The sequence below is a fragment of the Herbidospora cretacea genome (assembly GCF_001570605.1).
Taxonomy (GTDB): Bacteria; Actinomycetota; Actinomycetes; order Streptosporangiales; family Streptosporangiaceae; genus Herbidospora; species Herbidospora cretacea.
Genome location: NZ_BBXG01000003.1, coordinates 422,831 through 441,771, shown reverse-complemented (window position 1 = coordinate 441,771; position 18,941 = coordinate 422,831). Strand labels below are relative to the sequence as shown.

Annotated in this window: 19 protein-coding genes; 5 read left to right on the top strand and 14 right to left on the bottom strand. The window is 70.9% G+C overall.

The annotated features are described in order from the left end of the window. Window positions 1-9: 9 nt before the first annotated feature. Window positions 10-477: a glutathione peroxidase gene (locus tag AW270_RS07840; protein ID WP_061292258.1), complete on the bottom strand. Its 468-nt coding sequence runs from the start codon at window positions 475-477 to the stop codon at window positions 10-12. A 465-nt stretch (window positions 478-942) separates the two neighbouring features. Here AW270_RS07840 and AW270_RS42275 point away from each other — a divergent pair, with 465 nt between their 5' ends. Then, window positions 943-1,338 (top strand): aggregation-promoting factor C-terminal-like domain-containing protein, encoded by a 396-nt coding sequence (locus AW270_RS42275; RefSeq protein ID WP_439649043.1) that lies wholly within the window; start codon window positions 943-945, stop codon window positions 1,336-1,338. Between the two features lie 49 nt (window positions 1,339-1,387). Beyond that, complete coding sequence (locus AW270_RS07830; protein ID WP_061292256.1) at window positions 1,388-3,712, top strand: ABC transporter permease; 2,325 nt, start codon at window positions 1,388-1,390, stop codon at window positions 3,710-3,712. On the opposite strand, the gene AW270_RS07825 is transcribed toward AW270_RS07830, so the two are convergent. Further along, on the bottom strand, window positions 3,713-4,345 hold the full coding sequence (locus tag AW270_RS07825) for a TetR/AcrR family transcriptional regulator (protein WP_061292254.1): 633 nt from the start codon (window positions 4,343-4,345) through the stop codon (window positions 3,713-3,715). It abuts the gene before it with no gap. A 73-nt stretch (window positions 4,346-4,418) separates the two neighbouring features. On the opposite strand from AW270_RS07825, the gene AW270_RS07820 reads away from it, so the two are divergent. Continuing rightward, on the top strand, window positions 4,419-5,534 hold the full coding sequence (locus AW270_RS07820; RefSeq protein WP_061292252.1) for a ferritin-like domain-containing protein: 1,116 nt from the start codon (window positions 4,419-4,421) through the stop codon (window positions 5,532-5,534). A gap of 9 nt (window positions 5,535-5,543) precedes the next feature. Here AW270_RS07820 and AW270_RS07815 read toward each other — a convergent pair whose 3' ends face one another. Genes AW270_RS07815 through AW270_RS07800 form a run of 4 tightly spaced genes read right to left on the bottom strand, consistent with a single transcriptional unit; the run spans window position 5,544 to window position 7,639 of the window. Continuing rightward, window positions 5,544-6,506, bottom strand: a complete 963-nt coding sequence (locus AW270_RS07815) for a zinc-binding alcohol dehydrogenase family protein (RefSeq protein WP_061292250.1) — start codon at window positions 6,504-6,506, stop codon at window positions 5,544-5,546. 44 nt (window positions 6,507-6,550) lie between these two features. Further along, window positions 6,551-6,877, bottom strand: coding sequence for a DUF202 domain-containing protein (locus AW270_RS07810; RefSeq protein ID WP_061292248.1), 327 nt, complete (start codon window positions 6,875-6,877; stop codon window positions 6,551-6,553). After that, window positions 6,867-7,199 (bottom strand): YidH family protein, encoded by a 333-nt coding sequence (locus AW270_RS07805; protein ID WP_061292246.1) that lies wholly within the window; start codon window positions 7,197-7,199, stop codon window positions 6,867-6,869. The genes AW270_RS07810 and AW270_RS07805 overlap by 11 nt, the downstream gene beginning before the upstream one ends. Before the next feature lie 47 nt (window positions 7,200-7,246). After that, complete coding sequence (locus tag AW270_RS07800) at window positions 7,247-7,639, bottom strand: DUF8711 family protein (RefSeq protein ID WP_061292244.1); 393 nt, start codon at window positions 7,637-7,639, stop codon at window positions 7,247-7,249. A gap of 95 nt (window positions 7,640-7,734) precedes the next feature. Here AW270_RS07800 and AW270_RS07795 point away from each other — a divergent pair, with 95 nt between their 5' ends. Further along, window positions 7,735-7,992 carry a ubiquitin carboxyl-terminal hydrolase 14 gene (locus AW270_RS07795; protein WP_061292239.1) on the top strand — a complete coding sequence of 86 codons (258 nt, stop codon included), beginning with the start codon at window positions 7,735-7,737 and terminating at the stop codon, window positions 7,990-7,992. 22 nt (window positions 7,993-8,014) lie between these two features. On the opposite strand, the gene AW270_RS07790 is transcribed toward AW270_RS07795, so the two are convergent. Next, entirely contained in the window at window positions 8,015-9,601 is a 1,587-nt protein-coding gene (locus AW270_RS07790) for a Na+/H+ antiporter (RefSeq protein ID WP_061292236.1), read from the bottom strand. A gap of 21 nt (window positions 9,602-9,622) precedes the next feature. Then, window positions 9,623-10,735 carry a hypothetical protein gene (locus tag AW270_RS07785; RefSeq protein ID WP_061292234.1) on the bottom strand — a complete coding sequence of 371 codons (1,113 nt, stop codon included), beginning with the start codon at window positions 10,733-10,735 and terminating at the stop codon, window positions 9,623-9,625. 322 nt (window positions 10,736-11,057) lie between these two features. Here AW270_RS07785 and AW270_RS07780 point away from each other — a divergent pair, with 322 nt between their 5' ends. Next, window positions 11,058-13,025, top strand: a complete 1,968-nt coding sequence (locus tag AW270_RS07780) for an ATP-dependent DNA helicase (RefSeq protein ID WP_061292232.1) — start codon at window positions 11,058-11,060, stop codon at window positions 13,023-13,025. Here AW270_RS07780 and AW270_RS07775 read toward each other — a convergent pair. From AW270_RS07775 to AW270_RS07740, 6 genes are all read right to left on the bottom strand, one after another. Then, a complete protein-coding gene (locus tag AW270_RS07775; protein ID WP_061292229.1) occupies window positions 13,003-13,830 on the bottom strand; it encodes an MOSC domain-containing protein in 828 nt (275 codons plus the stop codon). The genes AW270_RS07780 and AW270_RS07775 overlap by 23 nt on opposite strands. 43 nt (window positions 13,831-13,873) lie before the next feature. Then, complete coding sequence (locus AW270_RS07770; protein ID WP_061292225.1) at window positions 13,874-14,149, bottom strand: hypothetical protein; 276 nt, start codon at window positions 14,147-14,149, stop codon at window positions 13,874-13,876. After that, window positions 14,146-16,683, bottom strand: a complete 2,538-nt coding sequence (locus AW270_RS37570) for a hypothetical protein (protein ID WP_157521753.1) — start codon at window positions 16,681-16,683, stop codon at window positions 14,146-14,148. Before AW270_RS37570 ends, AW270_RS07770 begins: the two co-directional genes overlap by 4 nt. Then, window positions 16,676-17,752 (bottom strand): SRPBCC family protein, encoded by a 1,077-nt coding sequence (locus tag AW270_RS38560; RefSeq protein ID WP_061292212.1) that lies wholly within the window; start codon window positions 17,750-17,752, stop codon window positions 16,676-16,678. Before AW270_RS38560 ends, AW270_RS37570 begins: the two co-directional genes overlap by 8 nt. Further along, the gene (locus AW270_RS07745) at window positions 17,749-18,123 is read right to left on the bottom strand and encodes a hypothetical protein (protein ID WP_157521752.1); all 375 of its coding nucleotides are present in this window, start codon (window positions 18,121-18,123) and stop codon (window positions 17,749-17,751) included. Before AW270_RS07745 ends, AW270_RS38560 begins: the two co-directional genes overlap by 4 nt. A gap of 65 nt (window positions 18,124-18,188) precedes the next feature. Then, window positions 18,189-18,941: an SGNH/GDSL hydrolase family protein gene (locus tag AW270_RS07740; RefSeq protein WP_061292204.1), complete on the bottom strand. Its 753-nt coding sequence runs from the start codon at window positions 18,939-18,941 to the stop codon at window positions 18,189-18,191.

Sequence of the window (18,941 nt, the reverse complement as noted above, 5' to 3'; positions counted from 1 at the left end):
CCGTTCGCCCTACAGGTTCTTCTCGATGGCCGCGACGACCTCGGCCGACTCCGGCTCGATCTGGGGGGCGAACCGGGCGGTCACCTCGCCGTCGGCGTTGATGGTGAACTTCTCGAAGTTCCACTTGATGTCCTCGCCGTCGCCGACGAGCGCGCGGTAGAGGGGGTGGCGGTCCTCGCCGTTGACGTCGGCCTTGTCGAGCAGCGGGAAGTCGACGCCGTAGGTGACGGAGCAGAACTCCTGGATCTCCTCGGCGGTGCCGGGCTCCTGGCCCATGAACTGGTTGCACGGCACGCCGACGACCGTGAAGCCACGGTCGGCGAAGGACTCCTGGAGCCGGACCAGGCCGGTGTACTGCGGGGTCAGGCCACACTTGGACGCCACGTTCACGACCAGTGCCGAACGCCCCTGGAGGAGGTCGCCGAGCGTCGTCGCCCGGCCGTCGAGGGTGGTCACGGGGATGTCGAGATTCGTCATGGGCCGACTCTACCCAGCGTCACATTCGTCCCGGTCACCACGTGGCACCCGCCTGAAACCCCAGGCCGCGGGCATTTCCCCGTCAACGGGACACCTGCCGTGCGACCTGCCGGGCCAGCGCCGGGCCGTGTGATCGCCGGGGCTTGGCACGGGGTCGGCAAACAACCGTCCCCGGAGGGTCGAAGACGCGGCGGCGCGGTCGTCCGGCGTACTTCAATCCGCGCTAGAGAACGAGACGAGGACGGCCGCGGGCCGGTCGCGTCTCGCGTCGTGAATCTGCCTGGAAGCAAACGTCGCGGTGCCCGCCGGGGGTCGGTCTGTTGATCCCGGCCGGGCCGCGCGGACCGGTGCGCGCGAGCCATGGGCGTACCGGAGTCGGGTCTCGAGAGACCCGGAGCCGCACGCGACCCGATGACAAGGACCGATTTGGACAGCATCAGCGCACGTCGCGGCACCCTCGCGGCCATGCTCACGTTCGCCGCGCTCGCCGGGGCCGCCCCCGCCTCCGCCTGTGTCGGCGAGCACGACGGCCACACCTGGAAGAAGCGTGGCTCGACCAAGGCGACCAGCAAGATGTACGCCCACCGGCTGATCACCCGCCGGGACTGGGCGCGCCGGGAGTTCCGCTGCCTCGACAGCCTGTGGACCCGTGAGAGCAACTGGAACCACAGGGCGCGCAACCGCTGGTCGGGCGCGTACGGGATCCCGCAGGCGCTCCCCGGCGACAAGATGGGCCGGGCCGGCTGGGACTGGCGGATCAACCCGAGGACCCAGATCCGCTGGGGCATCGGCTACATCAAGGGCCGTTACGGCTCGCCGTGCGGGGCGTGGGGTCACTTCCAGAGCCACAACTGGTACTAGGGGGTCAACCCCCTGGCCGGGCAGGTGATCACGGCCCAGACTGCCGGGCATGGACGGGATCATCACGGTCTGGCCGAGTCTCGAACTGAGGCGGCGCGGCCGGTCGCTGCTCGTCCTGGCGCTCCTCGTGGCGTTCGGGACCGCCACCGTGCTGACCGCGGTGGCGGGGGCCCGGCGGGGTGACGGCGCGGTCGACCGCCTGCTGGCCGTGACGGCTCCGGCGACCGCCGTCGTGCTGCCCAACCAGGCCGGCTTCGACTGGCCTGGCCTGCGGGCGTTGCCGCGGGTGGAGGCGGTGACGACGTTCCCGGGGTACAGCTCGGTGCCGGTGGCGGAGGACCCGGGCGACGACGCGCCGTCGGCGTTCGTCGCCGCCGACACCGAGGCGATGAGCGCGATCGAGCGCCCGGTCGTCCTGGCCGGGCGGCTGCCCGATCCGTCGAGCCCGAACGAGGCGGTGGTCACCCCGGCCTTCGCTGCCCGGGGCTTCGGGGTGGGCCGCCGGGTCACCGTGCTGCTGCCGGCACCGCGGGACCTGGCGAGCGCGATCGTGGGCGCCCGCCCCGCTCCGCCGGCCGGCCCGCGGGTGCCGGTCACGATCGTCGGGGTGGTCCGCTCGTCCTGGTACGTCGACGAGCCCGGCGGACGAGGCCGTCTCATCCCCTCACCCGGCCTGGTGGCCGCGTACCCGGACGAGATCCTGGGCCCCGAGCGCCAAGTGCCCCTGAACGGGCTGGTCCGGGTGACCGGCGGCGGTCTGCCGGCGCTGCGGGCGTGGCTGGCCGGGCGCGGCGACGTCGAGGTCATCGAGCGCGCGGAGTCGCTGCACCACGTGCGTCAGGTGATCGGGTTCGAGAGCGGCTGCCTCCTGGTCTTCGCCGTCGCGGCGTTCCTCACCGCGACGGTCCTGGTCGGACAGGCCGTCTTCCGGTACGCCACCACGTCCGCCGCCGACCTCCGCGTGCTGACCTCGGTCGGGATGACCCAGCGTCAGGCCGCCACGGCGACGGCCGCGGTCGTCGGCCCCGCCGCGTTCCTGGGTGCCGGGGCCGGGATCGCCGCGGCGATCGTCGCCTCCCAATGGCTGCCCTACGGGACCGCCGCCCTCTACGAGCCCTCCCCCGGCCTCGACCCCGACTGGCTGGTACTGCTCCCGGGCTGGACGCTCGCGACCGCTCTGGTCACGGCGGGCGCGGCGATGGTCACACTCCTGCCCGCGCCGGCGGTGGCACCCCGCCGGTCGGGACTGACCCGGCTCTCCCTGCCCGTGCCGGTGACCACCGGCCTGCGGTTCACGCTCGGACCGGGCAACGGGGTCGCCCTCCTGGGCGCGGTGACCGGTGTGCTCGGCGTGGTCGCGGCGGCCACCTTCGCGGCCGGGGTGGCCGACGCGGGGAGCCGGCCCGAACGCTTCGGCCAGCACTACGCCCTCATGGTGGTGTTCGGCCACGACGGCCGCGACTCCACGCCGTCACGGCCGGCGCTGCGGTCGATCGCGGCCGTGCCGGGAGTGGCCGGGGTGCTCGACCTCCGGGTGGCGGCGGGCCGGTCGGGCCAGGTCAGCGTGGTCTCCCACACCTACGACCCGGTGGGGGCGCCGGTGCCGCTCGTGCTGACACAGGGGGCCGAACCCGTCCACTCCGACGAGGTGGTGCTCGGTCTGACGACCGCCCGCGAGCTCAAGGCCGGCGTCGGCGACCGGATCCCGCTGACCGGCGACTCGGGCACCCGGCTGCTGCGCGTCAGCGGTCTGGGCTTCGCGGTCGAGAGCACCACGAGCGACTACGACACCGGCGCGTGGATCACCCCCGCTGCCTATGACGCGGTCTTCACCGGCTTCAAGGAGCACGGCGGGCTGGTCTTCGTCGAGCCGGGCCGGGACCCCCTGGAGGTGAGCGCCCGGATCGTCGAGTGGTCCGGCGGCCGTCTGCTGGTGTTCCCGCCGTTCGCGCCGCCGCAGCGGGCCGAGATCCGCAACGTCGCGGTGCTGCCGGTCGCCCTGGGCGGGTTCCTGACCGTCCTGGCGCTGGGGGCGACCGCGCACGCCCTGTTCACCGCCGTCCGCCGCCGGGGCCGTGAGCTGGCGGTGCTGCGGGCGCTGGGCATGACGCCGGGCCAGACGCGCGGCGTCGTGGTGGTGCAGGGCGTGGTGACGACGGTGATCGGCCTGGTCGCGGGGGCGCCGCTGGGGCTGGCGCTGGGCCGGGCGCTGTGGCGGCTCGCCGCGGGGATGATGCCGCTGCAGTACGTCCCGCCGTCGGCCGGGCTGGTGTGGCTGGCCCCGGCCGCCCTGGTCGCGGCGCTCGGGCTGGCGCTGTCCCCCGGCCGCCGCGCCGCCCGGCTCCCGCTCGGCGCGGCGCTGCGGGCCGAATGATCAGCCGGTACGACCGGCGAGCCGCCCCGCGATGGCCGCGATCAGCAGGTCGAGCCCGAAGTCGAACTCGGCGTCGTGGTCGCAGGTGGACAGGTGCGGCGCCAGGGCGCCGATCTCGGGGAACAGCTCCGGATCGATGTCGTCGGCCCGGATCGCCCCGTGGACGGGGGCGAACGTCGGGGTCACCCCGACCTCCCGCAGGAGCGACCCGACGACGTACGCGATGAAGACCCGGAAGATCCGCACCGCCTCGTCCTCGCCGAACCCCGCGCCGCGCAGGGTCGACAGGGCCCGTTCGACCGGCAGCATCCCGGCCGCCGACTTGAGCTGGCGGCTCACCACGACCATGGTCGACCGGGGGTGGGAGTGGGCGATCTGGCGGAACGCGCGGGCCTGGAGCCGGACCCGTTCGGTCCACGGCGCGGCCGGGTCGTCGGTGAACTCGATCTCGGACAGGACCGCCTCGGACACCGCGTCGAGCAGCGCCGACTTGTTCGGCACGTGGTTGTAGAGGGACATCACGCCGACCCCGAGGTCGGCGGCGATCCGGCGCATGGAGACCGCGTCGGCCCCCTCGCGTTCGATCAGGTCGATGGCGGCGGCGACGATCCGGTGGCGGCTCAACGGTGGCACCTGACCAGTATTGACCGGCGGTAAGCTGCGTGTCACTGTCGAGACGTACAGCGTACGTACGGGAGGCCCACACGTGTCGACGCACGAGCTCTACACCATCCCCGCGGAACTGCGCACGTGGGACGTCCAGATGGCCGGCTCAGCCCGGTTCACCTGGGAGTACGACGAAGGCCGCGACCGCATGCTGGCCCTTTACCAGAAGGGCAAGGACAAGCAGTGGGACTCGGTGAAGCGCGTCGACTGGGGCCTGGAGGTCGACCCCTACAACGTGCTCGGCCTCCCCGACGAGACCATCGCGATCTACGACTCGCCCCTGTGGCACCGCATGGACGAGCAGACCCGCAAGGAGGTCCGCCGCCACGGGGCCGCCTGGCAGTTCTCCCAGTTCCTCCACGGCGAACAGGGCGCGATGATCTGCTCGGCCCGCATCGTGGAGTCCGTGCCGGACCTGGACTCGAAGTTCTACGCCGCCACCCAGACCATGGACGAGGCCCGCCACGCCGAGACCTACGCCCGGTTCCTCCAGGAGAAGGTCGGCCTGGCCTACCCGATCAACCCCTACCTGAAGTCGCTGCTCGACTCCACGCTGAGCGACTCCCGCTGGGACATGCCCTATCTGGGCATGCAGGTCCTCATCGAGGGCCTGGCCCTGGCCGCCTTCGGCGTCATGCGCGACATGACCACCAAGCCGCTCCCCAAGCAGATCCTCGCCTACGTCATGCAGGACGAGGCCCGCCACGTCGCCTTCGGCCGCATGGCGCTGCGCGACTACTACGCCGGCCTGACCGACGCCGAACGCCGCGAGCGCGAGGACTTCGTGATCGAGGGCTGCTGGCTGATGCGCGACAGGCTGCGCGGCCGGGAGCAGTGGGAGGCCCTGGGCCTGTCGAAGAACGAGGTCGAGGAGGCCCACAAGCTCGTCGACCAGTCGCGCTACCTGCAGATCTTCCGGTCGCTGCTGTTCAGCCGCATCGTCCCGTGCGTGAAGGACATCGGGCTGTGGAGCCCCCGGCTCCAGCAGGCCTACATGGACATGGGCGTTCTCGACATGGCCGGGCAGAACCTCGACGACCTGATGCGCCAGGACGAGGAGATCGCCGAGAAGCTCGACGAGGAACGCTTCGCCAAGGAGGAGGACGAGCGGGCCGTCGAGGTCGCCGAGACGATCGCCGCCGCCACCTCCGACTGACGTCATCGGCTAGCGCGTGACGACGACCTTGCCGACCGCCTTGCCGTCCGCGACGAGTTCGTGGGCCCGGCGGAGCCCGGCCGCGCTGAAGTCGGCGATCTCGGTGCCGAGGGTGGTGCGCAGGCGGCCCTCGTCCAGCAGGCGGGCGGTCTCGTCGAGCAGCCGTCCCTGGGAGGCCATGTCCGGCGTCTGGTAGATCGCGTGGGTGAACATGAGCTCCCAGTGCCAGGCGATGCTCTTCGACTTGAGCGGGAAGACGTCGACGTGGTGGTCGTCGATGGCCACGACGTGCCCGAACGGCTTGACGATCTCGGCGTAGGTCTCGATGTTGCCCTCCGAGAAGGGCGAGAACAGGAAGTCCACCCCGTCGGGCGCGACGTCCTTGACCGACGCGGCCAGCGAACGGTGGTCGACGGTCGCGTCGCCGCCCAGGGCCAGCACCCGCTCGCGGGTCTCGGGGCGGGAGGCCGTGCCGATCACCCGCAGCGACGTGAGCTGCTTGGCGAGCTGCACCAGCATCGACCCGACCCCGCCGGGCGCCCCGACGACGAGGAGGGTGCCGGTCGTGCCGGCGTCGGCCCCGAAGTGGGTGAAGAGCGACTCCCAGGCCGTGATCGTGGTCAGCGGCACGGCGGCGGCCTCGGCCATCGACAGGTTCCCCGGCTTGTGCCCGGCGATCCGCGCGTCGACGGCGTGCAGCTCGGCGTCGGCGCCCTGACGGGTGACGTCCCCGGAGTAGTAGACCTCGTCACCGACGGTGAACCCGGTGACTTCCGGTCCGGCCCGTACGACGGTCCCGGCGGCGTCGAAGCCGAGGATCCGCCGCTCGTCGCCGGCGCTCGCGGCGATCTTCACGTCGACCGGGTTGACCGAGACCGCCTCGACCTGGACGAGGAGGTCGTGTGGGCGGAGCTGGGGCTCGGGCACGTCGACGTCCACGAGCCCGGAGCCGCTGGTGGAGATGGCACGCATATCCAGCAGGCTATGGACCCGACCGTCACCGCCCGGCAAAACGGTCAGAAAACCACGAAAACGATGCCGCCGGCCACCGCGGCCAGCACCCCGAACCACAGGGTCAGCGCGTCGCCGCCGTGCTCGAACGGGCGCTGCTGGTGCAGCGCCTCCTGCACCCGCCGGAACCGCCGTCCCGTACGCAGCAGCGTGACCGCCCCCAGCAGCGCCGCGACCCCGAAGAACGCGACGGCCGCGGCGGGCCCGGAGTCCCGGGCGACCACCCCGGCCCCGCCGAGACCGAAGGTCGCCAGCGCGGTGGCGGTGCGGACCCACGCCAGCCGGGTCCGCTCACTCTGCAGGCCCGGGTCCCAGGTGCCTCTATCCGACAAGGATCAGCACCAGGGCCAGCACGGCGACCCCGGCGACCCCGTAGCCGAACAGGGGCGCGAGCCTCGGCGGCGGGAGGGGTTCGGCGCGGCGCAGGGCCGTCTGGACCCGGCGCCAGCGCGGATACGCGAACGCCGCCGCCACGGCCGACAGCAGCACGAGGACGACGGCGAGCGTGGTGCGGACCCAGGGGACGAAGAGGTGGGGCGGGACCGCCGCCATGGCGACACCTCCCGCGCACAGGGCGAGGGAGGTGCTCAGCCAGGTCAGAAAGGTACGTTCGTTCGCCAGGGTGAACCGGGGGTCCGGTTCGTCTCCGTCCATAGCAAAAAGGATATTTCACAACAATTCCGGCATGAGATGCCGGAATGCTACTCCCCTGAGGTGCAGGCGGCGCTGAGCGTGTCGGCCCACTGGAGGGAGTCGGTGGCGAGTTTCTGGAGAGCGTCGACGGCGTCGTTGGCGTCCTGGACGTCGAACGCGTTGAGCTTCGCGGCGACGTCGTTCGCGGCCTCCTGCAAGGTCGTGTTGGCGGCGTCGTTGGCCAGGGTCTCCAGTTTCTTCGCCCCGTCGGCGAGGGCCGTCTCGACCGCCTGCGGGTCGCTCGCCAGGCCGGTCACCTTCTCCACCGTCTCGGTCACGATGCCGACGGCCTGAATACACTGCTGCGTCTTGTCGATCGCCCCGGTGATCTCGTTGATCTCACCGCAACCGGTGAGCAGAACGAGCGACAGGGGGACCACGGCAAGAGGGAGGAGTCGCATGGCCTGGAGCCTAATGCACGAAATCCTGCCCTAAGCGCCCCATCACAAAGGGGCAGGTCGGATTGTGCCGGATGCGGAGTCGTACGATCAAAAGCATGGGAATGTGTGAACATCTGGAGATCGCGGGCGACCCGGCGCCGACCTCTCCGCAGGGGTGCGAGGAGTGCCTGCGCGAGGGCACCCGCTGGGTCCATCTGCGCAAGTGTCTGGACTGCGGTCATATCGGCTGCTGCGACTCGTCGCCGCGCCGGCACGCCACCGGCCACTTCAAGGACACCTCTCACCCGGTGATGCAGTCGTTCGAACCGGGTGAGACGTGGAAGTGGTGCTTCGTCGACAACGTGATGCACTAGGGGGACGCGTCAGAGGGACGCGCTAGTCGCGTTCGAGGGTCGCCTCTTCGAAGTCGAGCTCCGACATGATCCGGCGCAGCACCTCGTCGTCGATCCTGCGCTGGTCGCGGAGCCGGATAAAGACGGCCCGCTCGGCGGCGAGCATCTCCCGGCGCAGTCGCCGGTAGACGGTCGCGGGCGTCTCCTCGCCCTCGGGCCCGGTGCCGCCGCCGAGCCGCTCCCACGCCATCCGCGCGACCCGTTCGGACCGGTCGCGCAGACCCTGCACGACCTCTTCGTGGATCTCCAGCACGCCCTCGGCCACCAGCTCGTCGAGCCGGGCGGTCGCCGCCGCCGCGGCGGCCTGCTGGGCCGCGGCCTCGGACAGATCGTCTTCGAACCGCTCGCGCTCGTTGGAGATCCCGAGCTTGCGGATCAGCCAGGGGAACGACAGCCCCTGGACGACCAGCGTCCCGATCACCACGGCGAAGGTCAGGAACAGCAGCAGGTCGCGCTGCGGCACGTCGGCCGGCAGCGCGAAGGCCGCCGCCAGTGACACCACGCCCCGCATCCCGGCCCAGCTCAGCGTGACGACGTTCTGCCAGGGCACCTTCTTCTCCCTGGCGCGGATCTTCTTGGACAGGATCCGGGGCAGGTAGATGCCCGGGACCATCCAGATCGCCCGGGCCGCCACCGTCACCAGGAACAGCACGAGCGCGTACATGACGACGGTGGCGGGGTCGTAGCCCTCCAGCCCGGCGATCAGCGGCAGCAGCTGCAGGCCGATCAGGGCGAAGACGATGCCTTCGAGCAGGAAGTCCATGATCCGCCACACGGCGGCCGACAAAAGCCGGGTCCCGTACGAGGTCCGGCTCATCTGGTGGCCCAGGTAGATGCCCACCACGACGACGGAGATCACGCCCGAGGCGTGCACGACCTCGGCCGCCAGGTAGGCGCCCCACGGCACCAGCAGGGAGATCGAGTTGGCCACCAGGGCGTCTTTGATCCGGGTCAGGATCTTGCCCGCGACGAAGGCGATGGCCAGGCCGATGGCCAGGCCGACGCCGGCCGCGAACAGGAACTGCCCGCCCGCGGTGAGGAACGTCACGCCGCCGCCGGCGATCACGCCGATGGCGACCCGGTAGGCGGTCAGCGCGGTGGCGTCGTTGAACAGGCTCTCGCCGATCAGCACGGTCATGACGCGGCGGGGCAGCCCGAGCTTGCGCCCGACGGCGACGGCCGCGACGGCGTCGGGCGGGGCGACGATGGCGCCGAACGCGATGGCCGCCGGGATCGTGAGCTCGGGGACCAGGAGGTAGGTGACCCATCCCACGACGGCGGTCGTGAACAGCACGAGCCCGATCGAGAGCAGCATGACGGGCCGCTGCACGTCGCGGAGCCGCAGGTAGGAGCTGTCGAGGGCGGCCGAGTAGAGCAGGGGAGGCAGGAACACGAAGAGCACGATCTCGGGGCTCAGTTCGTATTCCGGGACGAACGGGAGGATCGACGCGATCAACCCGGCGAGTACGAGGAGGAGGGGAACATTCCAGTCCATCCGCCGGGCGAACGCCGACACGGCGAGCGCCCCTGCGGGGAGGGCCAGCAACTGCAGTACGGTGATCGCTTCCATCAAGCGGTCATCGTATGTCTCCTAGCTCCAATCACGCCTCTCGTCGACCCCGTCGGGACGCACCCGCTCGCCCGTCGCGTACATCTGCGGCGGCTGCTGTCCCTCCACGTAGGGACGCGAGACCGGGCCGAGGCCCAGCGGGTCGTTGGGGTCGACGCCCTGCTGCTGCGGCGGCTGCGGCTGCTGGTAGCGGGGGTCGGCGTACTGCTGCGGCGGGTACTGCTGCGGCGGCGGCTGGAACGAGGGGTCGGTCGAGTAGACGGCGCCCTGGGCGTAGCCCTGGGGATATCCGGGCTGCTCCGACTGCGGGAAGGGCGGCGGGGCCTCGACGAGGTGGGGCCGCTGGGGCTCCGGCGGGAAACCCTGGTACTGCTGCGGCGGCATCGGCGGCACGTGCTGCGGCATCTGCGGCGGCATCTGCTGCTGCGGCGGCATCGGCGGCTGGTAGCTGCCGGTCTGGTAGAGGTTCGCGTCCGGCTGGTAGGGGTCGGCCGCGAAGTGCTGCGGCTCGGGCTCCGACTCCGGCTCGAACTGGTAGGCCGGGCGGCCGGGGATCGGCGACGGGAACTGGTAGACCGGCTCGGCCGGGACGGGGCCGTCGATCGGCGGGAAGTCCTGGGGCGGCGGGGCCTGGCGGCGCGGCCGCTCACGCGGCGGGGCCTGCTGGTCGACGGCCACGAGGCGGTCGCGCGTGGGCGCGCCCCGGGCGACCAGCACGTCGTTGGGGCCCAGCGCGGCCGGCGCCGCCGGGGCGGGCTGGCCGTAGGCGGGGGTGGCCTCGGGGTACTCGGGATAGCCGCCGGTGTCGTAGCCGCCGACGGGCATGGGCTGTTCCTGCGGGAACGGCGGGTACTGCGGCTGCTGGACGGGGGCCGGCTGCTGCTCGGGGGCCGGCGGGCGGGAGTACTGCCCCGTGCCGGGGTATTCGCCCGGGTAGTCGCCGAGGTCGGGAACCGGGAACGGGCCCGTGCCCGGCTGGTCGGGGTGGCCCGACGCCTGCCCGGTGGCCTCGGCGTAGCCGATCTGGAGGGTCTCCAGGAGGCGGCCGACGTCGTCCATGGGCATGCGGAAACTGGCGGTGCACATCTCGCCCCGCCACAGGCTCAGCACGAGGGTCCCCTCGTGCCAGGTCACCCGCAGAACGCGGTCTTGACCTCGGGCGTCAAAGAACACCTCGCCAAAGGATGGCAGCGGGACGACTTCCGACATGACAGACATAGTGCCTTTACCTGCCCTTATCCGTCCACTCGACCTCAAGAAACCCTACTGAAACGCCCGTCTCGGATTGTTCGGATCTACTCCGTTTGCCCGAGGTAGATCGTCTTTGACCCAGCGCCCCGTGGGGCCAGTGTGCCACGGGAACTCCCCTTCGCACCCCCGAACTCCGGGATGTGGTCCGACGGTCACGGTCCGATAACAGCACCCCGTTGTCAGTGGGTGGCGCTAGCCTTCGGGGGTGCCGAAATCCGACCTGCCAACTGTAGAAGAGCTGCTCACGATCGCCGTCACGGAGCTCGGCGGCGCCGAGAGACCCGGGCAGGTCACGATGGCGAAGGCGGTGCAGAAGTCGCTCGACAAGGGCGACCATCTCGCAGTTCAGGCGGGCACCGGCACCGGCAAGTCGCTGGCCTACCTCGTGCCCGCCATCCGCCACGCCGCGATCTCCGACAGCGCCGTCGTCGTGTCCACCGCGACCATCGCGCTCCAGCGCCAGCTCGTCGACCGCGATCTTCCCCGGCTCGCCGACGCCCTCGAAAAAGAACTCCCGCATCGCCCCGATTTCGCCATTCTTAAGGGGCGTCGCAACTATCTGTGTAGATACAAGTCAACTGTCGGCATGCCCGAAGACGAACAGGACCAGCTTTTCGACGCCCGTGAGGTGAGCGCCACGGGCCGCATGGTCCAGCGCATCCAGGAGTGGGCCGAGGAGACCGAGACCGGCGACCGCGACGAGCTCGTGCCGGGCGTCAGCGAGGTCGCCTGGCGCCAGTTCTCAGTGTCGGCGCGCGAGTGCCTGGGGGCCCAGCGCTGCCCGAGCGGCGGCGAGTGCTTCGCCGAGCTGGCCCGCGAACGGGCCGGCATGTCCGACGTGGTGGTCACCAACCACGCGCTGCTGGCCATCGACGCGATGGAGGACTTCGCCGTCCTGCCCGAACACGACGTCGTGGTCGTCGACGAGGCCCACGAGCTGGTCGACCGCGTCACCTCGGTGGTCACCGACGAGCTCTCCGAGGCCACCGTCGGCCTGGCCGCCCGCCGGGCCGGCCGCCTCATCGAGCAGGCCCTCGCCGACCGCCTCCAGGAGGCGGCCGAGGACCTGGGCTCCCTCCTCCTCGCCGCCCCTCCCGGGCGCGTCGACGACCTCCCCCAGTCCCTCGCGATGACCCTCGCGCTCGTACGTGACGCGGCCTTCACCTGCATCACCGCCCTCGGTTCGAGGAACGCCGACAAGGACGACCCCGAGGGGTCGGGCGCGAAGAAGGCGGCGTTCACCGTCCTCGACGACGTCCACGACACCGCGCAGCGCATGCTCGACGCGTTCGGCGCGGAGTCGGAGGTCGACCGGGCCGAGGTGGTCTGGCTCGACGAGGCCAACGGCCGGATCCCGCCGACCCTGCGGGTCGCGCCGCTGTCGGTGGGCGGCATGCTCCGCGACAAGCTCTTCGGCGACCGGACGGTCGTATTGACCTCGGCCACCCTGGCGCTCGGCGGGACCTTCGACGGCATGGCCGCCCAGTGGGGCCTCGGCAAGAACGACGACTGGAGCGGCCTCGACGTCGGCTCCCCCTTCGACCACGCCAGGTCGGGCATCCTCTACGTCGCCAAACACCTCCCCCAGCCCGGCCGCGACGGCCTGCCCGAGGCGTACATCCAGGAGATGGTCGAGCTCGTCGAGGCCGCCGGCGGCCGGACCCTGGGCCTGTTCTCGTCGATGCGCGCCGCCAAGGCCGCGACCGAGGCGCTGCGCGAGCGGCTGTCGGTGCCGCTGCTGTGCCAGGGCGACGACTCGACGTCGCTGCTGGTGAAGCAGTTCGCCGCCGACCCCGAGACCTGCCTGTTCGGCACGCTGTCGCTGTGGCAGGGCGTCGACGTGCCCGGCCCCTCCCTGACCTGCGTCATCATCGACCGCATCCCGTTCCCCCGGCCGGACGACCCGCTGACGTCCTCGCGGCAGCGCCACGTCGCGGCCAAGGGCGGCAACGGTTTCATGTCCGTCGCCGCCACCCACGCCGCGCTGCTGCTGGCGCAGGGGGCCGGGCGGCTGCTGCGGTCGATGGACGACCGGGGCGTGATCGCGGTCCTCGACCCCCGGCTGGCGACGGCCCGCTACAGCGGGTTCCTGCTGAACTCGCTGCCGCCCTACTGGCGGACGACCGACCCTCAGGTGGTGCGGTCGGCGCTCAAGCGCCTGGCGTCGGGGTGACCCGGTCGCCGACGCGCAGTTCGCCGGAGTTCTTGGGGACCAGGCGGATGCCGAACCAGGTCTTGCCGTCCCACCGGTGATGCCTGGCCAGGCTGCGCAGGGGTTCCTTGCCGCGTTCGCGGGTCTCGGGGTCCCAGAGGGTGACGAAGCAGCGGTCGCAGAGTTCGGACACGCGGAAGTCGACGTCGCCGATGCGGACCCACGCCCAGGTCTCCTCCTCGAACGGCTCGAAGCCGTCGACGACCACGTTGGGCCGGAAGCGGGCGACGTCGAGCGGGCCGGGGGGCGCCTCCTGGCGCTGGAGTGCGTCCTCCAGGATCCAGTCGTCGAGACGGCGCAGGGAGTCCTTCGTGACCAGGAGCAGCGGGGCGTCCCAGGCGAAACTGGTCACCTCGCCGGGCAGGCCGTGGTGCTCCTCGACGATGCGGCGGCGGGTGGGGTCGTCCAGCCAGACGAGTCTGGCGGGTTTCCCCAGCAGCTTGGTGAACCATTCATGGGCGGCGTCGTCGGCGAGCATGGCCTCGTCCAGCCCGTGGAAGCCGACGGGGACCAGCGGACCGGCGGCGGGCGGGACATGGAGTTCGTCCAGGCCCGGGGCGGTGAGGATCAGGCCGCCTTCCGGCGTGATGGCGGCCCGGACGGCGAGGTACTGAGGATGCTCGCCTGACCAGTAGACATCTCCCTGCGGGTCGACCACGCCCCAGCGGCGATCGCCTTCGAGACCCCAGGGCAGGACCTTGGCCCGGTCGAGACGGATGCCCGCCACCGATTTGACGGGGTAGATCCGGATGTCGGAGAGCTCCATCGCCTCACCATACGAGAAAGCGCTCTCTCGGGCATCCGGCCAATCACCCGGCGGCCCCCTGACGTCTTCGCCGGACCTCGACCTGCCGGGCCGCCCTGGCCGCCAGCGCATAGTGAATGCGGACAGCCCGATATCGCTCACCTTCTGTAACGTGATCGGGCAGATTCTCCCGGTTCGTCCCCGCGCCCGCCTCCTCCTCGCCGTGGAACTCGACACGGGGATCAGGAGCGACCGTGACCTCGAGATCGTCGGCCTCCACGTCCGCCGACACGACGATGTCGGCCTTCGCGATGTCGTCGTCGTGGGGGCGTCCGGTCACGGGAGCCTCCCCAGCCGCCGCAACCCGGCCAGCAGCACCGCCCGGCGCAGACCCTTCAACGCGTCACCCAGCGACTGACCGGCCCGATCCGGCCGCTCGGGCAGCGCGTCACCGGCCTTCCTCACGATCCGGCCGGCGCCCTTCAGCTTCGCCGCCGTGCCCCCATCTTCCGGCTCCGCAGCCTCGCCTTGTCCGCCTGACTCTTCACCCTCCTGTCCGCCTTCCGGCGCCTCACCTCCTCCGCCATCTCCTTTCGGCTGATCAGACCCACCACCGCTTTTCGACCCCCAAGGCAGGGCCACACCCTTCGACCCCTCAGGCCGATCGACCACCGAACTCTCGGATTCGTCCTTGTCCTCAGACCCGTCAGAGCCCTCGGACCTCTCGGCTCGGTCCTCACCAGGTGCTTCCTCGGACTGGCCCTCACCCACGGGCTTATGAGGCTGCCTCTCACCGACCGACGTCTCGGGCTGTTCCTCACCCACCGACGACTCAGGATGACTTTCACCCGCCCCCGTCTCGGAATGACCCTCATCCGCCTGGGTCTCGGGATGACCCTCATCCGCCTGGGTCTCGGGATGACCTTCACCCACCGGTGACTCAGGAGGATTCTCGTCCGTGGACTTCTTCGGCTCCTCCTCGCCCGTCGGCGTCCCGGGCCGCTCCTCATCTGAGGGTGTCTCTCGGCGATCCTCGCTCCCGAGGCCTTCAGGCTGGTCTCTGTTCTCTGGCTGCTCGGGCTGCTGTTCGCCACTGAATGGCTCTTCGCCCGTAGCACGCTCGGACCGAGCATCTGCGGGTTCTTCTGACCGGCCTTCGGCTTCCGCGCGCTCAGGTTGCTCGCGCTCGTCCTCAGATTCCCCGGATTGGTCCTCATCCGTCGGCTTGCCGGGCCGATCTTCGGCCTCCGGCACCTCGGCCTGAGCGTCGCCCGGGGACGATTCAAGTACCCCTTCGCCCGCAGCCCTCTCGGACCGAGCATCTGCGGGTTCTTCTGACCGGCCTTCGGATTCCGCGCGCTCAAGTTGCTCGCGCTCGTCCTCGGATTTCCCGCATTGGTCCTCATCCGCCGGCTTGTCAGGCCGATCTTCAGCCTCCGGCACCTCACCCTGCGTGTCGCCCTGGGGCGATTCGAGTTCCTCTTCGCCCGTAGTGCTCTCGGACCGAGCATCTGCAGGTTCTTCTGTCCGGTCCTCGGCTTCCGCGCCCTTGGATTGCTCCTGCGTGTCTCCCGGTTCCTCCGATTGGTCGTCATGAGGGGACTCATCACGCCGGGCCCCTGCCTCGGGACCTTCAGGCTGGTCCTCTCCCTGCGGCTGCTCCGTCTCAGCGCTCTCGGGTCGCTCCTCGCCCGTCAGGTTCTCGAGCTGCCGCTCGCTCTCCGGTGTCTCGTCATCCTGCGGTCGAGCGGCCGGGGCTTCGCCCTTCGGCTGCCCCTCGCCTTCTAGCTGATCATGGCCTTCTTCGGCCACACCTCGGCGAGAACTCCGGGGGGCCGCCGCAACCGCGGGCTGGCCGGCTTCTCCGTCCTGGACATCGGCTTTCTCCGGCTCGCCTGGGCCGGTCTCTGAGGGACTCTCGGCTTCGGCGGTTCGGGGAACGCTCTCTCCGTTGACGCCCTTCCCTCGGCCTCCGGTGGGACCGCCAGAGCGCGACCGGTCTTCGACCACTGTGCCGGTGAGCACCTGCCCCTGATCGGGGCCGTCACCTGGCGTCGGCCCTGTATCGGGCTGATCCGTGGCCTGCTGTGCCACCCCATCGGCTTGGTCGTCACCCGCCGCAGCGCCGCCTCGGCCAGCACCTTCACCGGCCTGGTCTGCCGTCTTACGGGCCCCCTCGCCGACCTCTCCGGTAGCCTCGCCGACACCCTGTCCGGCACCTTGACCGACCTCACCGGCCGCCTGACCAGTGCCTTCGCCGACCTCTCTGGCCGCGTCACCGGCACCGGAGCCAACGTCGCCGACCGCCTGACCTGCGCCCTGGCCCACGCCGCTGACGGCGTCGCCCGCGCCTTCCCCGACCTGCCCCACAGCGTGACCGGCTCCCTTGCCCACGTCGCTGACGGCCTCGCCCGCGCCCTCGCCGACCTCGCCGACCGCGTGACCGGCGCCCGAGCCCACGTCGCGGACCGCTTCGCCCGCCCCTGAGCCCACGTCGCTGACCGCGCTGCTGGCGCCCTTGCCCAGTTCGCCGACCGCCTGGCCGGCTCCCGTGCCGATCTGTTCGGTGGCGTTGCCGAGACCTCGGGTCAGGTTCTCCAGGATCTGCGGGTTGTGGTCCAGAGTCTCCAGGACGTCGCCGACGATCTTGGCGACGTTGTCCAGGCGGACCTTCAGCAGGGCCTGGGCCTTGACGCCCTTGATGGACAGGTCGACCTCGCCCAGGGACACGTCCGCCCCGACGTTGAGTTTCAGCAGGTCGAGGACCTCCGCGCTGACGCTGACCCGGGCCTTGAGGTCGGCGACCCGGAGGGTGATCTCGTCGACGCTGAGGTTCGGTACGTCGAGGTAGACGTCGGGGTCCTCGTCAGCCACGTCCGCTCACCTGGCCCTCGGGGACTCTCTCCTCCTCGCTGCCCTCGGGTTCGGGCTCGGTCTCCTCCGGCTCGGCGCTCTCCTCTCCCTCCTTCGGCGCCTCGGGCTCCTCTCCCGAACCGGGCGGGGGCGCTTCCGGGGCTTCGGTGTCCTGCTCGGCCTGCTCCGCCTGCTCGGCCTGCTCCCTTTCGCGCTTCTCCTGCTCGTCCTTCTCCTGGTTGCGCTCCCTCGATCCTTCGACGACCTCGCCGTCGTGGATCTCGCCGCGCCAGCCCTGGAGGTCGTCGGGGGCGCGCAGGAGGGTCTGGGTCATGACGTAGCGGCGGAAGTGCTTGAGCTCCAGCCGGGCGCGGCGGCCCTGGGCGCGCCAGATGTTGCCGGTCTTCTCGAACAGGCCCTGCGGGTGGTACTCCAGCGTGACCAGCACCCGCGTCATGTTGGGGGCCAGGCCGCTGAAGGACACCGCGCCGTCGACGTGGCCCTTGGCGCCGTGGGAGCGCCAGATGATGTGGTCGTCGGGGACCTGGTCGATGATGTCGGCCTGCCAGGTGCGGTGGGACCAGAAGACCTGGGCCTTCCAGGTCATTTTCTGGTCTTCGTCCTGGCGGACGCTCTCGACCTTCTTCATGAAGGACGGGAACTCCTCGAACTGGGTCCACTGGTCGTAGACGGTCCGCAGGGGCGCGCCGACGTCGATGGCCTCGACGATGTTGACGACCTTCCGGCCGCCCTTGCCCTTGCCGCCCTTGCCGGTGATGGCCTTGAAGATCTCCGAGACGCCCTTGATGCCGTGCCCGATGCGCTTGAAGATGCCTTCCTTCTTCTCCTCGCCCTCCTGACCTCCGCCCTTCTTCTCCTTGCCGCCGCCCAGGCCCAGGCCCGCGAGGCCGCCCGTCTCGCCGGTGGCGTAGTTGGTCAGGCGGTCGGTGAGGTCGCCGACCTTGTTCTTCAGTTTTCCGGTGACCTTGCCGGTCAGCTTGTGGACGCCGCGCTTGCCGGCCGCGCCGACCATGCCGCCGACCTCTCGGCCGAGTCTGCCGAGCGGCGACCCCGTCTTCGTGTCCGTCATGAGTCTTCCTCCCCGGTGTCCCCGGTGGGGGTCTTCTCAGCGGTCTTCGTGGACGTCTTCTTGCCGAGCGGGTCGCGCAGCCGCTCCGCCTTGTCGTGGATGCGGTCGCTGAGCTGGTTGATCGGGCCGGTGGTCGCCGCGTTGGCGGCGGCGCGGCCGGCCTCCATGAGGTCGGTCTGCAGCTTCCCGGCGAGCTCTTCCAGTTCGGGCGAGCCGAGGCTCTTGAGGCCCTTGCCCAGCAGCCCCTTGGGCCGGAGAGCTCCGGCGAGACCCCCCACGGCGACGGCGGTGGCGAGCGCGAGCTTGTGGTTGCGGCCGAAGTAGTAGCCGAGAGCGATGCCCACGGCGAGTTTCCCCTGACTTGCCTTCATCACTGTCCCCCTTCGGGAATCCCCCTCCCCGGAAAGCGGACAGTGCACCTCAAGGGCATCTCAAATTAGTCGAAAGGCGACAAATCGGGGCGTTTGGCGGTGATCTCGTCTCCGGACGACCTGCCGCGCAGTCGCCGCATCACCCACGGGGCCAGGTGTTCCCGCAGCCACTCGGCGTCCTCGCGGCGCTTGACCCGGGGGTCGACCTTCTCGCGGGGCGGCCAGCTGTAGCGCCATTCCTGGCCGGGCACGCCCAGGACGTCGAGGACCTTGGCGGCGACCAGACGGTGGCCGTGCTCGTTCATGTGGAGGCGGTCGTCGCTCCAGGCGCGCCAGTCGCGCAGGCCCTGCATCGACCACTGGTCGACCAGGTGGCAGCCGTGCAGGTCGGCGATCGAGCGGACGTGCAGGTAGAACGTGGCGAACGTGCCGCGGGCGCGGCGCATGATCGGGGTGTCGCGGGGGTCGACGCCGGTGAAGACGACCACGTCGGCGCCGGTGGCGCGCAGGCTCTTGACGGCGGCGGCGAAGGTCTTGGCCATCCGGTCGGGGTCGCTGCCGGGGCGCAGCAGGTCGTTGCCGCCGGCGCAGAAACTGATCAGGTCGGGACGCATCTCGATCGCCCTCGGCACCTGCTCGGCCACGACCTGGTCGAGCAGACGGCCGCGGACCGCGAGGTTGGCGTACGCGAACGAGGGGTTCTGACCGGCCAGCGTCTCGGCGACACGGTCGGCCCAGCCACGGTAGGAACCGTTCACGCCCGGGTCGCTGAGGCCCTCGGTGAAACTGTCGCCGAGGGCGACGAACGACCCGTACAT